The organism is Parvibaculum sp., assembly GCF_046297875.1.
GTDB lineage: Bacteria > Pseudomonadota > Alphaproteobacteria > Parvibaculales > Parvibaculaceae > Parvibaculum.
On the sequence record NZ_JBKBHD010000001.1, the window covers coordinates 175,092 to 187,178 of the forward strand.

Here is a 12,087-nt window from a genome sequence, read left to right on the forward strand (position 1 = left end):
GGCTTTTTTGGATGCCTATTGGCCGACAAACGAACCCAAATCCGCCCTTCGGTCAAGCGAGCGGAAGGCGGGACGGCAAGACGCTGGCACTCGCCTTTGGTATCGAGTGCTAATGCTTTGATTTCATTGAACGAATCATCGCCGAAACAGAATTGTCAATATCGACGCGTGAATTTTTCGCGACTACGATTCTCGCACTGCGAAGCCCATTTGAGTGCGGCGTTGCCGTCTGGATTGTTCGATCTGGAGGATGAAGCGTGAGACAGGTTTCGGAACTCAAGAAGCTCCTCGATGGCTACCGGCTGGTGACGGCCGAAATTCTCTACCGGATGCCGGATCATCCCAAGCTCCTGCAAAGCTATATCTGGCAGGACTATGATCTCGAGCCGAAATATCCGGCGCTCTCCAAATTCCTCGATTTCTGGACCCGGGAACTCGAAGGACCGATCCACTCCGTGCGCGTGGGCACGAAGCGGCTGATCCATCCAAGCGAATTCCGGCATGCGGATTTCGTGGGGGCGATTCACTAGCGGTTCGCGCCGGTTCTAGCGTCCGAGTTTCGCCAACAGATCGCGCGCGGCCTTTTCGACGGTCTCGACGTCAAGGTCTTCCATGAAATTCTTGCCCGAAAACACGAAGTTTTCGCCCTCGTCCTGCCTGAGCTGATCCAGCGAGCGTGGCACGCGGACGGTGACGGATTTCGGGCCCCAGGGGGAATAGATAGCATCCGCCGTCGGTCCAAAAAGGCCGATGGTGGGCGCGCCTGCGGCGGCGGCGAGGTGCATGAGGCCGGAATCATTTCCGACGTAGAGCGAAATGCGCTCGAAAGCGGCTGCCGTTTCGTCGATGCCGGCGCCGACGAGATCGATACGGCGCTCGGGCGGCACAACGTCCAGAACCGGCTGACAGAGTTCCTGTTCGCCGGGGCCACCGGTAACGAGAAGGTATGCGCCTTCAAGCGGCGCACCTGGCGCAAGCAGGCGGCTTGCAAGTTCGGCGAAGCGGCCGACCGGCCACATCTTGTAGAGCCATGCCGCTGTGGGACCAATGGCCAGAACGCGCATGCCCTCCGGTATGATTTCGCGCGCATGGCGGCGGGCCTGATCGCCGGGCCAGACACGCGGGTCGGGCGGCGGGGACATGCCGACAACGCCCGCATTGTGCTCGACGCGGTGGAGTTCATGATCCGGTTTGAGGATGTGACGCTTCCGGGCGAAGGTCAGCCATGCGGTGGCCGAGCCTCGCAGATCCACCACCGCGATGAAGCGTCGGAAGGCAACTGCCTTCAGCAGTTTCACCCAATGGCCGCCGCGCTTTTCCTTCGGCATTTCGATGATGCGCGTCACGCCCGGCGCATGAACGAAGACGGGCTTTGCCAGCGGTCCACAGGCGATCCAGAATTCAGCGCCGGGATAGCGCTCCATCAGCCCGGCGAGAATGCCGGTCGAAAGCACGGCGTCGCCGATTCGATTGGAAGCGATGAAAAGGATGCGCATTCGGGTTCCGGCGGCGGCAGGCATGAGGGGACGCGATGGAACGGCATGACCGTTCTGGCTCTCAGCCCGGTTTATAGGTGGAGAGGCAGTCAAAGCCAAGTTTGCACCTGCCCCACCGGACGGCTTGCGGATCGGCCGGGCGAAGCCTAAATCTTGGTGTCAAACAAGGCGGGAACCAGATGACTGGGGCAAGGGCCTCGCGGCTTTCGGGGCGCGGCATAGTGCGGATCGGCGGGCCGGAGGCGCGGAGCTTCCTGCAGGGGCTCGTGACCAACAATGTGGACAAGGCCGGCGGGACGCAGCTCGTCTATTCCGCCCTCCTCACGCCGCAGGGCAAATTCCTCTTCGACTTCTTCATGACGAGCGATCCGGCGGACAAGGAAGCCGTGATGCTCGACTGCGACGGCGCGCGGGCGGGCGAATTCATCAAGCGTCTCTCCATGTACAAGCTCCGGGCAAAGGTCGAGATCGAGGACAAGAGCGACGGCTTTGCCGTCATCGCGTTCTGGAACGAAGATGGAAGCCCGATGCCGGACGGGCCGGGCCTGCCCGACCCGCGCCATCCGCAAATGGGGCGGCGCGCAATCCTGCCGGAAAAGGACGCCAATGCCGCTGTCGCCGCCGCGAAAGCAGAGGAAGCTCCCGAACAAGAATGGCACAGGCACCGGATTTCGCTTGGAATTGGCGAGGCGGCGGAAGATTTTGAACCGGATCGGACGTTTCCGCTCGAGGTGAATTTTGCCGAACTTAACGGTATCGATTTTCACAAGGGCTGCTTCATCGGACAGGAAGTGACATCGCGCACGAAGCGGCGCGGCAGCGTGCGCAAACGGCTCCTGCCCGTCCATGTGGAAGGAGACATGCCCGAGCCCGGAACGCCGGTGAAGGGCGGCGTGCGCGAAGTCGGCACGATCCATTCGACGGATGCGGAGTCGGAACGCGCGCTGGCGCTGCTGCGGCTCGATCTTATCGGCAGCGCCATTCTGGAAGCCGGTCAGGCCGAAATCCGGCCCGAAATTCCCGGCTGGCTCGAGGCAAGCATCGAGAGCGGGCATAGCGAAGATAGTGGCGGCGATGGCGACTGAAACCAAACGCTGCCCATGGCCGGGCGAAGACCCGCTTTATGCCGCCTATCACGACGAGGAATGGGGCGTGCCGGAATATGACGACCGGGCGCTGTTCGAGAAGCTGATCCTAGACGGGTTTCAGGCGGGGCTTTCCTGGATCACGATCCTGCGGAAGCGGGAGTCCTTCCGCGAGGCGTTCGATGGCTTCGAGCCGGAGACGATCGCGCGATACAAGCCTGCAAAGGTCGAGAAACTTCTCCAGAACCCCGGCATCATCCGTCATCGCGGCAAGGTCGAGGCGACGATCGGCAACGCGAAAGCCTACCTCGCCATGATGGACAGGGGCGAAGGCTTCGCGGATTTCCTCTGGAGTTTCACGGATGGTGTGCCGATCCAGAACAAGTGGACCAGCATCAAACAGGTTCCTGCCGAAACGCCGATGAGCGTCGCGATGTCGAAGGAACTGAAGAAGCGCGGCTTCAAATTCTGCGGACCGACCATCGTTTATGCTTTCGCGCAGGCGGTCGGCATCGTCAACGACCATCTTGTGACGTGCCCGCGCCACAAGACTTGCTCCGCAATGGCGCGAATTCAAAACCAATAATTAAGCGCGGTTATGCGCTGCTATGCAGGCGCAATCAATGTTCCGCCACATTGTCGGCACATGCGAGCCACGTTGCGCGCGTAGCTTCACGTCCGTTCCAGTCAGCGGAGGGGATTCAAGACATGTTCAAGCGCCCCAAGGGTGTTTCCGACATCGCATCGCCGCCTGCGCCGTCATCAACGCGCAGCGATAGCGAGCCGCCGTCGCCCACACCCGAAGACCCGCGGCCCGCGGACGCCCGCAGCACTGCACCCGATATCGCGGGCACGCGCGCCATCACTCCATCCTATCAAGCAAGGAAGCCGCCCGTGCGAACTCTCCAGCCATCTCCAATCAACACGTCGTCCAGCGCCGCGCCTGCCGCAAATCTGCATGTTGGACGCGGGCTGAAGCTCGAAGGCAAGATACAGTCCTGCGATTCGCTCGTGATCGAAGGCGATGTGCAGGCGACAATCGAAAGCGGCACGCTGACGATTACGGAAAGCGGCGAGGTGCGCGGCGAAGCAACCGTCGAGGAAGCCGAAGTGAACGGCAAGTTCGACGGCACGCTGACCGTGAAGAAGTGCCTCACCATCAATTCGTCCGGCCGCGTGACGGGCAATGTTCGTTATGGCGAACTGAAAGTCGAGCAAGGCGGCCAGGTGAGCGGTGAAATCCGCGCCGCCGAGCAGGACGAGAAGCCGGAAACGCCGCGCCTTGCCGCAAGCTCCGGACGGGAAGAAAAGAAGGCCGAGGAAGAGTCGGCGGCCAATCAGAGCCGCTCGGCCTCCATGGTCTGAGAACCGTTCAAGGCACAAGCCATTCGGCGTGTTCGCCATCCGCCTGAAAGCGGATGCGGGCGCGGCGGTGGCCTGCGCGCGACAGCACGACGATATCTGCCTCGGTCAGGCTGATCTCGACATAGGCAAAGTTTGCGCGGCCCTCCTCCATTCTTTCGAGCGAAGGGATGATGCCGGCAACATCCGCCGGCAGGCCCGAGACCGGCTCCGCCGACGGCGTACCCGGCGGCGCGGTGACGAGATAGGCACGGCGGGACGGAGGGGCCGCGCTCGCCCAGGCCGCTTCGTCGCCGACCCTGATCTCCGCCCGGCCCGAAAGGCGAAGCTGAATATCGCAGGCCGGATCGTAGAAGAGGAGTTCCGCGCGCGGTTCCGCCCCGAGTTCGGCTGCCTTGCGCGAGCGGGCATCCGTGAAGAGGCCCAGCTTGCGTGTGGCGAGGTCCACGGACCGCAAAATCACAGTTCGAACCGCCGGGGCGCCCGAGGCTTTCACCGTCGCAAGCGCCGGTTTACGCAAGGGAGAACTGGGGTTTTCCAGGCCCCGGCGCAGCATGGCGGCGGCCAATGCCACCATACCGTCCAGCGTCAGCGCCCTCAGTTCCGCGTCTTCCAGCGGCGCCGCCGGCAGCTCAGAGCCGCTTCCGTGCCTCTCGTCCATCTGGCTTCCCTTCCAACCTGCCTGCCGCTCCGCTGTAGCATCGGCGGGAGGGCTGTTCTATTTTACCTGCAGTGGCCTAGGGGAAGCCGCTTCGCCCTTCCGTGCAGAACGATAATCAAGCACGGGACGCGGGCGGGCGGCGAGATCAAGAACCGTCAGGTGAACAGTGACCAAAGTCGTCATCAGCGGGACGGGCGTTTTTACGCCGCCCAACTCCGTCAGCAATACCGAACTCGTCGAAACCTTCAACACCTATGTGCGGAAGTTCAACGCCGATAATGCCGCCGCGATCGAACGGGGCGAGGTGGAGGCACTTCAGGAGTCGAGCGTCGAGTTCATCGTCAAGGCGTCCGGCATCGAAGCGCGCTATGTGATGGACAAGTCCGGCATCGTCGATCCCGAGATCATGGCGCCGCGGCTGCGGCAGCGCTCCAACGACGAGCCGTCGATCCTTGCGGAAATGTCGGTCGATGCGGCGAGGAAGGCGATGGCGCGCGCGAACAAGACGCCAGCCGATATCGACGCGGTGCTCGTCGCCTGCTCAAATCTCGAGCGGCCCTATCCGGCGATTGCCGTTGAAGTGCAGGAGCTGCTCGGCATCGAGGGCTTCGGTTTCGACATGAATGTCGCCTGCTCTTCGGCGACCTTCGGCATCCAGACGGCTTACGACATGCTGCGGTCGGGTTCGGTCGATTGCGTGCTGATTGTCGACCCTGAAATCTGCTCGGGCCATCTCAACTTCCGCGACCGCGACAGCCATTTCATCTTCGGTGATGTGTGCACGGCGATCATTCTCGAGCGGGAGGAAACCTGCACGGCGAAAGGCGCGTGGGAAATCATCGGCACGCGGCTCATCACCAAGTTCTCGAACAATATCCGGAACAATTTCGGCTTCCTGAACCGTGCGACGCCGGAAGGCATCGGTGCGAAGGACAAGCTGTTCGTGCAGGAAGGCCGCAAGGTCTTCAAGGAAGTGGTGCCGATGGTGTCGCAGCTCATTCTCGACCACATGGCCGATGAAGGGCTCGATCCGAAAGACCTGAAGCGAATGTGGCTGCATCAGGCCAACAAAAGCATGAACGACTTCATCGGCCGCAAGGTGCTGGGCCGCGACCCGGAGCCGGGCGAGCAGCCGAACATCCTGCAGGAATATGCGAATACGAGTTCGGCCGGTTCGATCATCGCCTTCAGCAAGTTCAACGAAGACCTGAAGGAAGGCGATCTTGGCCTGATCTGCAGCTTCGGCGCGGGCTATTCGGCCGGCAACGTGCTGGTACGGAAACGGGCCTGACGGCGCGCTTCACACGTTGCAAGAACGCAAATGGCCGGGCTTTTGCCCGGCCATCGCATTTCGGGTGGCGTCTTCCTATTTCTTCAGCGGCTCGACGGTGACGATGCGGAAAGTCTGCATCTCGCCATCCTGTTCCAGCACCGACAGATATTCGCCGGCCTTGAATTCGTGGCGGTCGAGCTTGAAGAAGGGTTCGTCGCCTTCCGGCGTGGTGATGTCGTAGTCGATCACCCAGCCCCGGCCGATATGGCGCAGCAGGCCCTTCTGGTCCGGCTCGCCCTGCCAGAAACGGCGCACCGTGCATTCCTTCGAATGAGCCTTCCAGGCTTCCGGATCGAGTTTCATCTCGCCGTCGAGCGGCAGGACAATGTCATAGCCATGCGCGGAAGAGCCGTTCGGATGCACCTCGTTGCGGGCAAGGGTCATATGGACGTGATAGAGGGTCATTCAATTCAACCTTTGCTTACTTAGTGCGCCATGAGCACAGGGATGGTGGCATGCGAGCGGATGTGCTGCGTCGTGCCGCCAAAGAGGAATTCGATGAGGCGGCTCTGGCCGTAGCCGCCCATGACGAGAAGATCGGCCTTCGACTTCTCGGCCTGTTCGAGGAGCACCTCACCGACGGCGCGGCCCGCCGCATCGAGAATATGCACATCGGCCACGACGCCATGCAGCGCGAGAAAATCGGCGAGCGTGGAGCCGGGGCCCGGATCGAGCTCCTTGCCGCCAATGGAGAGAATGGTGACCTTCTTCGCGCGTTCGAGAAAGGGCATGGCGGCGTGAACCGCACTGGAGGCTTCGGGACTGTCGTCCCAGCCGATGCAGACCGAGCCGCCCGCCGGCGCCATCGCCTTTTTCGGCGCGATAAGCACAGGGCGATCGGCCGTCATCATCGCCGCTTCAAGCGCGGTGCCGCCGGCAACACCGGTCGTGCTCTCGCCGAAAACGATCAGATCCGAGAGGCGGCTATGCTTTGCCACCACTTCGTCGCGGCGGCCCGTGACATCGACAAAGCGGACGGAAGGCAATTCTGCCTCGCCGCCCTTGTCCGCCATCGGAATGCCAGCCGCGGCGGCGGCCTTTGCAAGCGACGCCTTCACGCGCGAGGCTGCCTCGTTCGCCCCTTCGCGGGCGGCCTGCATCAGATCCTCGATGACCTGACCCGACACACCATCACCGAGATAGGGCAACGCCTCAGTCGGGTCGGCGCGGGCAAATAGCGCCACAAGCTGTGCCTCGAAAGCCTTGGCAACGGAGAGCGCCGTCGCAAGCACTTCGTCATCTGCCGGCCTTCCAGCAAGCGGCACGAGAATTTTACGAACGGACATGTGTCAGCCTCCTCTTTTCTGCGGACCTTCGACGGGACCGCGTTCCTTTCCGAGCAGCAGCACCGGACAGCCGGCAGCTGCCGAAAGACGTGCAGCATCGTCATCATTGCCGAGCCAGCCGGCATCGACGACCAGAATTCCAACGCCGCCTTGCCGCGAGGCCGTGGCAAGATCGGCAGGCGAAAGGCCCCGCGCAGCAAGGCGCATGAACGGGGCGCCGATGCGCGCGGCTAGCGTTTCGGCAAAGGCGCTGCAGGCCTCGCCGGGGCTCGACCCATCATCGATCGCTGCCACCGGTCTGCCCGGCAGGGGCGATTGCAGCGTTCCGCGCATCGAGGGTGCGGGCGGGACCAGCGCACTTTTCATGCCTGCGCCGCGCGCGACCAGCAACACATCGGCATGCGCCTCGCGAGTGGCGGCCCGAACGGTCCTGCCCACTTCGCGTGAGCCGGTGCCGGCCGCACGGATGACCAGTGTGTCGTCTTCCACGGCATGTTCGGCGAGTGCGGCAAGCGGACGGCCGCGGCGCACGTCGAAGCTCCAGTCGATATGCGCTTCGGAGGCGATGCGAGCGAGCATGCGGCGCGCACTTTCGGCCTGCGCCTTCATGGCGCGGAGCATACGCTCGGCATCGAGTTCGCGGATTTCGCCCGAAAAGGAAATCTCGCGCGCGAATGGGAGGCTCGCTAGATGCAGCAGATTTTCATCCTCGACGAAAATACCCTTCAGCCGCGCATCGACCGAGGCTGCAAGCCGCGCGGCAAGCGCCAACGCATCGCGCGTAACAAGCGATGTGTCGAGGCCGACAACGATCCGCGCCTCTGGCGCATCGCCATTCTGCTCTGACTCTTTCGGGGCTGCCGCCATCACGACCCTTTCTTTCCCGGATTGTCGTCGGAACGCTGCGCAAAGCGGCGCTGATTGTCGGCGAAGGCAGCAAGGCGCTCTTCGGCGCGCGCATAGATCGTGCCCGCCGGGAAATGCCCGTCGGCACCACGAACACCGGCAGGCGCCCCCATCAGCAGTTCGACGCCCTCTTCGACATGCTCCACAGGATAGATCGCAAACATGCCGCGTTCCACCGCATCGACGACATCCTGACGGAGCATGAGATGCTTCACATTCGCGGCCGGGATGATGACGCCCTGGTCGCCAGTGAGGCCGCGCCGCATGCAGATGTCGAAAAATCCTTCGATCTTGTCGTTGACGCCGCCAATGGCCTGTACTTCGCCAAGCTGGTTCACCGAGCCCGTGACAGCAAGGCCTTGCGAAATCGGTGCTTCGGCGAGGGCCGAAATCAGCGCGTAAAGCTCTGCCGACGAAGCGCTGTCGCCGTCGATACCGCCATAGGATTGTTCGAATACCAGGCTCGCATTCATGGACAGCGGGATCTCGGGCAGGAACTGGCCTGAAATGTATCCGGACAGAATGAGCACGCCCTTGGTGTGGATAGGACCGCCGAGCATGACCTCGCGTTCGATGTCTATGACGCGGGTGCTGCCGAGCCCCATACGCACGCGCGCCGTTATGCGGCTTGGACGGCCGAAGGAGACGGCGCCCATGGAAAGAACGGAGAGGCCGTTCACCTGGCCGATGCGCTCCCCTTCCGTTTCGATGATGACGATGTCGCGGGTAATCATCTCAAGGCTGCGTTCGCGCAAACGGTCGGCGCGGCCGATCTGCGCCTCCACGGCTTCATCGACATGCTGCGCGGTAATCGCAATCGCGCCGGCGCTGCGGGCGATATGGTCCGCCTCGCACATGAGATCAACGAGGGGACGCATGACCGTCGAGAGCTTCTCCGCGTCTTCCGCCTGGCGCGACGACCGCTCGATGATGCGGCCGACGCCGGAGCGATCGAAGGGAAGAAGATTCTCCTCGCGGCAGGTGCCCGCGACGAGACGTGCATAGAGAACATCATTCTCCGTTTCGCGGTCGATCTCATCCTCGAAATCGGCGGCGACCTTGAAGAGTTCACCGAAATCGGGATCGAGTTCGCTCAGCATGTAATAAAGATAGCGATCGCCGAGCAGGATGATCTTCACATCGAGGGGGATGGGATCGGGCTCCAGCGTCACGGTGCTGACAAGGCTCAGATATTCGCCCGCGCTTTCGATGAGGATCTTGCGGCGGCGGATGGCGCGCTTCAGTGCATCCCAGGCGAGCGGCTCGCGCAGCAGCTTCAGCGCGTCGATCAGCAGATAACCGCCATTGGCGCGGTGCAACGCGCCGGGCTTGATGAGCATGAAATCGGTGACGAGGGCGCCCATCTGCGGCATGTGCTCAATGCGGCCGAGCAGGTTCGCCATGGTCGGATGATCCTCGTAGAGGATCGGCGCGCCGCCGCCGATATAGCCGCCGGCATCAGCAATATCCTGCGGGCGACGGCTCGTCGTCAGCGTGGCGCGGGCTTCCCTGCCATTGTCGACGGCGACATTCACCTCGTAACGGCGGAAGGGATCGGCGGCCGCAAAGCCGCCACCCCTGCCCTGCATCAGGGCCTGCATGGCCGCCATGACGCGCACCTGCTCCGGCGCCTCATCATTGCCGCCGCTTGCGAATGTCCCGATATTCTCCACGAGATCGGCCATCACCGCATCCAGCCATTTGATGACCTGCGGCAAGCCAGCGAACAGCGCGCGAAGATCGCGCATGGCGCGTTCGACGGAGCGTTCCGCAACTTCACGGTTCAGCTCGCGCACACGCTGATGATGTTCCTTCTGCCAGCCGGGCACATGCTCCAGCGTTTCGGCAAGCTCCTTCTGCAGCGACTGGATGGTCGTTTCGATTGCCTTGCGCTCGGCTTCCGGCAGGTGGTTGAATTCTTCCGGCTTCAGTACATTGCCATCGCGCACTGGCGCGAGCGCGAAGCCCGCAGGCGTGCGCAGCAGCGCAATGTTCTCGGCTTCCGCCTTGACGCGCAGTTCCTCGAAGGCCTGCTCCTGCTTCTCCTGAAACTCCTCGTCAATCGACTGGCGGCGGTTCTGGTATTCCTCGCTTTCGAGGATGGAGGGGATCGTCACGCGCAGATCGTCGACGACGCGGGCCATGCCCTCCTTGAGCTGCCGGCCCGTGCCGGCGCCAAGTTCCAACGCGGCCGGCTTGTGCGGCGTTGCGAAATTGTTGACGTAAACCCAGTCGGACGGCGCGCGCTCGCGCATTGCGACGCCCGCGAGAAAGCGAAGCACCGCTTCATGCTTGCCCGCGCCGTCCGGCCCCAGCACGAAAATATTGTAGCCTTGGCGGCGGATGCCGGTGCCGAAGCGCAGTGCATCGAGGACACGCTCCTGACCGACAAGGCCCGCATGATCGTCGAGTTCAGCCGTGGTCTCGAAATCGAACTGGCTCGTGTCGCAGGCGCGATAGAGGAGTTCTGAAGGTACGGGGTCGACCGCCATTCGCTGTGTTTGCCTCTTTGCGCTTATTCTGGTTCTCGGGCCGGGCGAGTGTGCAGCATATCCCTAGTACCATCATGGTCAAAACAGGGGTTCCGCCGCAATCGGACAGTTCCGCGCAGGCATTTGCCATTCGCGCAATCGACATAAATGACAAAGCTGCGTAAGTTGCGGCACCCATGAGCGCGCAGAAGAACAAACCATCCCGTCCGTCCCGATCGCAGGGGCAGCCCCGCGCATGGCAGCGCATGCTCAGCGGGCGCAGGCTCGATCTGCTCGATCCCTCGCCGCTCGATGTGGAGATCGACGATATTGCCCACGGGCTTGCCCGCGTTGCCCGCTGGAACGGGCAGACGGAGGGCGACCATGCCTTCACGGTTGCCGAACATTGCGTGCTGGTGGACGATATATGCGCGCGACTGCGGCCGGGCTGGCCCGCGAAGTGGCGGCTTGCGGCGCTGCTCCATGATGCGCCGGAATATGTGATCGGCGACATGATCAGCCCCTTCAAGGCGGCGCTCGGCATCGACTACAAGGCGTTTGAACACAGGCTTGCCGCCGCCATCCATATGCGCTTCGGCCTGCCCGCAGAGATCCCCCAGGCAGTCGAGGATCTCATCAAGCGGGCGGACCGGGCGTCCGCCTTTTTCGAGGCGACGCAGATTGCTGGGTTTTCGGATGCAGAAGCGGCAGAGATTTTCGGCCGGCCGCGCGAGCTCACGCCTTTCCAGCTTGAGCCGCTTTCGACAAAGCAGGCCCAAGCGCGCTTTCTCGCCCGTTTTCACCAGCTTTCAGACGCCCTCAGCGACGATAAGTGACCGTTTTCGCTCGACTTACGGCCCCCTTTGCACAAGTCTGTGTTATTCAGGTGGTAAAGTCGATTCAGGCGTAGATGCGGGTCCGATAACAGCATGATGATCTATGTAAGTCCCCTCAGTGCGATTGAAGATGCGATCCGCGAGGTTCGCCCTTCGCATCTCGTGAGCCTGCTCGACCCCGAAACCATGATCGACACGCCAGAGGGCATCGCGCGGGAGCGGCATCTGCGCCTTGGCGTGAACGACATTTCGGAAGAGATCGACACGCTGGTGCCGCCGGGCGCGGCCCATGTCGCCGAGCTCATCCGCTTTGTGCAGGGTTGGGACCAGTCGAGCCCGCTGCTCGTCCATTGCTGGGCGGGGATAAGCCGCTCGACGGCGGCGGCCTTCATCACGCTTTGCGCACTCAATGAGGAACATCCCGAAGAAGAACTCGCGCGGCTTGTGCGGGCGCGCGGCTCCCATGCCCATCCGAACAAGCTTATGGTGCGCCATGCCGATGCGTTGCTCGATCGTGGCGGCCGCATGCTGGCCGCGGTCGAGGCACTCGGGCCCGGCCGCTCCTGCTGGGAAGGCGAACTTTTTTCGCTGCCGCTTCGCCTCGAACAACGCTGAAGCAGCATGACGGCGAAACCGCCAAAAACGTCCGTC

At 62.7% G+C, this 12,087-nt stretch carries 13 protein-coding genes; 7 read left to right on the forward strand and 6 right to left on the reverse strand.

Annotated features, from left to right (window positions below; translation table 11 throughout):
- Positions 1 to 257 precede the first annotated feature (257 nt).
- Entirely contained in the window at positions 258 to 530 is a 273-nt protein-coding gene (locus ACK4FH_RS00920; RefSeq protein ID WP_409810317.1) for an usg protein, read from the forward strand.
- A 15-nt stretch (positions 531 to 545) separates the two neighbouring features.
- Here the strand turns inward: ACK4FH_RS00920 and ACK4FH_RS00925 are convergent, their stop codons facing one another.
- Positions 546 to 1,496 (reverse strand): glycosyltransferase family 9 protein, encoded by a 951-nt coding sequence (locus tag ACK4FH_RS00925; RefSeq protein ID WP_409810320.1) that lies wholly within the window; start codon positions 1,494 to 1,496, stop codon positions 546 to 548.
- Positions 1,497 to 1,675: 179 nt separating this feature from the next.
- Between ACK4FH_RS00925 and ACK4FH_RS00930 the strand changes: the two genes are divergently transcribed.
- From ACK4FH_RS00930 to ACK4FH_RS00940, 3 genes are all read left to right on the forward strand, one after another.
- Positions 1,676 to 2,581 carry a YgfZ/GcvT domain-containing protein gene (locus ACK4FH_RS00930; protein WP_409810323.1) on the forward strand — a complete coding sequence of 302 codons (906 nt, stop codon included), beginning with the start codon at positions 1,676 to 1,678 and terminating at the stop codon, positions 2,579 to 2,581.
- Positions 2,571 to 3,167 (forward strand): DNA-3-methyladenine glycosylase I, encoded by a 597-nt coding sequence (locus ACK4FH_RS00935; protein ID WP_409810326.1) that lies wholly within the window; start codon positions 2,571 to 2,573, stop codon positions 3,165 to 3,167. Before ACK4FH_RS00930 ends, ACK4FH_RS00935 begins: the two co-directional genes overlap by 11 nt.
- 122 nt (positions 3,168 to 3,289) lie before the next feature.
- Complete coding sequence (locus ACK4FH_RS00940; protein WP_409810329.1) at positions 3,290 to 3,946, forward strand: polymer-forming cytoskeletal protein; 657 nt, start codon at positions 3,290 to 3,292, stop codon at positions 3,944 to 3,946.
- 7 nt (positions 3,947 to 3,953) lie between these two features.
- Here ACK4FH_RS00940 and ACK4FH_RS00945 read toward each other — a convergent pair whose 3' ends face one another.
- A complete protein-coding gene (locus ACK4FH_RS00945; RefSeq protein WP_409810332.1) occupies positions 3,954 to 4,604 on the reverse strand; it encodes a pyridoxamine 5'-phosphate oxidase family protein in 651 nt (216 codons plus the stop codon).
- A 166-nt stretch (positions 4,605 to 4,770) separates the two neighbouring features.
- On the opposite strand from ACK4FH_RS00945, the gene ACK4FH_RS00950 reads away from it, so the two are divergent.
- Positions 4,771 to 5,895: a beta-ketoacyl-ACP synthase III gene (locus tag ACK4FH_RS00950; RefSeq protein WP_409810335.1), complete on the forward strand. Its 1,125-nt coding sequence runs from the start codon at positions 4,771 to 4,773 to the stop codon at positions 5,893 to 5,895.
- A 75-nt stretch (positions 5,896 to 5,970) separates the two neighbouring features.
- Here ACK4FH_RS00950 and ACK4FH_RS00955 read toward each other — a convergent pair whose 3' ends face one another.
- Genes ACK4FH_RS00955 through ACK4FH_RS00970 form a run of 4 tightly spaced genes read right to left on the reverse strand, consistent with a single transcriptional unit; the run spans position 5,971 to position 10,621 of the window.
- Entirely contained in the window at positions 5,971 to 6,342 is a 372-nt protein-coding gene (locus tag ACK4FH_RS00955) for a hypothetical protein (protein ID WP_409810338.1), read from the reverse strand.
- A 20-nt stretch (positions 6,343 to 6,362) separates the two neighbouring features.
- Positions 6,363 to 7,223, reverse strand: a complete 861-nt coding sequence (locus tag ACK4FH_RS00960; RefSeq protein ID WP_409810341.1) for a universal stress protein — start codon at positions 7,221 to 7,223, stop codon at positions 6,363 to 6,365.
- A 3-nt stretch (positions 7,224 to 7,226) separates the two neighbouring features.
- Positions 7,227 to 8,093 carry a hypothetical protein gene (locus ACK4FH_RS00965; protein ID WP_409810344.1) on the reverse strand — a complete coding sequence of 289 codons (867 nt, stop codon included), beginning with the start codon at positions 8,091 to 8,093 and terminating at the stop codon, positions 7,227 to 7,229.
- A complete protein-coding gene (locus ACK4FH_RS00970; protein WP_409810347.1) occupies positions 8,090 to 10,621 on the reverse strand; it encodes a Lon protease family protein in 2,532 nt (843 codons plus the stop codon). Before ACK4FH_RS00970 ends, ACK4FH_RS00965 begins: the two co-directional genes overlap by 4 nt.
- A 176-nt stretch (positions 10,622 to 10,797) precedes the next feature.
- Here ACK4FH_RS00970 and ACK4FH_RS00975 point away from each other — a divergent pair, with 176 nt between their 5' ends.
- On the forward strand, positions 10,798 to 11,436 hold the full coding sequence (locus ACK4FH_RS00975) for a hydrolase (protein WP_409810350.1): 639 nt from the start codon (positions 10,798 to 10,800) through the stop codon (positions 11,434 to 11,436).
- Positions 11,437 to 11,529: 93 nt separating this feature from the next.
- Positions 11,530 to 12,051: a tyrosine phosphatase family protein gene (locus ACK4FH_RS00980; RefSeq protein ID WP_409810353.1), complete on the forward strand. Its 522-nt coding sequence runs from the start codon at positions 11,530 to 11,532 to the stop codon at positions 12,049 to 12,051.
- Positions 12,052 to 12,087 lie beyond the last annotated feature (36 nt).

Coding starts and splice junctions, on each gene's coding strand:
- ACK4FH_RS00925 (WP_409810320.1), bottom strand. CDS start 1,496: ATGCGCATCCTTTTCATCGCTTCCAATCGAATCGGCGACGCCGTGCTT.
- ACK4FH_RS00930 (WP_409810323.1), top strand. CDS start 1,676: ATGACTGGGGCAAGGGCCTCGCGGCTTTCGGGGCGCGGCATAGTGCGG.
- ACK4FH_RS00935 (WP_409810326.1), top strand. CDS start 2,571: ATGGCGACTGAAACCAAACGCTGCCCATGGCCGGGCGAAGACCCGCTT.
- ACK4FH_RS00940 (WP_409810329.1), top strand. CDS start 3,290: ATGTTCAAGCGCCCCAAGGGTGTTTCCGACATCGCATCGCCGCCTGCG.
- ACK4FH_RS00945 (WP_409810332.1), bottom strand. CDS start 4,604: ATGGACGAGAGGCACGGAAGCGGCTCTGAGCTGCCGGCGGCGCCGCTG.
- ACK4FH_RS00955 (WP_409810338.1), bottom strand. CDS start 6,342: ATGACCCTCTATCACGTCCATATGACCCTTGCCCGCAACGAGGTGCAT.
- ACK4FH_RS00960 (WP_409810341.1), bottom strand. CDS start 7,223: ATGTCCGTTCGTAAAATTCTCGTGCCGCTTGCTGGAAGGCCGGCAGAT.
- ACK4FH_RS00970 (WP_409810347.1), bottom strand. CDS start 10,621: ATGGCGGTCGACCCCGTACCTTCAGAACTCCTCTATCGCGCCTGCGAC.
- ACK4FH_RS00975 (WP_409810350.1), top strand. CDS start 10,798: ATGAGCGCGCAGAAGAACAAACCATCCCGTCCGTCCCGATCGCAGGGG.
- ACK4FH_RS00980 (WP_409810353.1), top strand. CDS start 11,530: ATGATGATCTATGTAAGTCCCCTCAGTGCGATTGAAGATGCGATCCGC.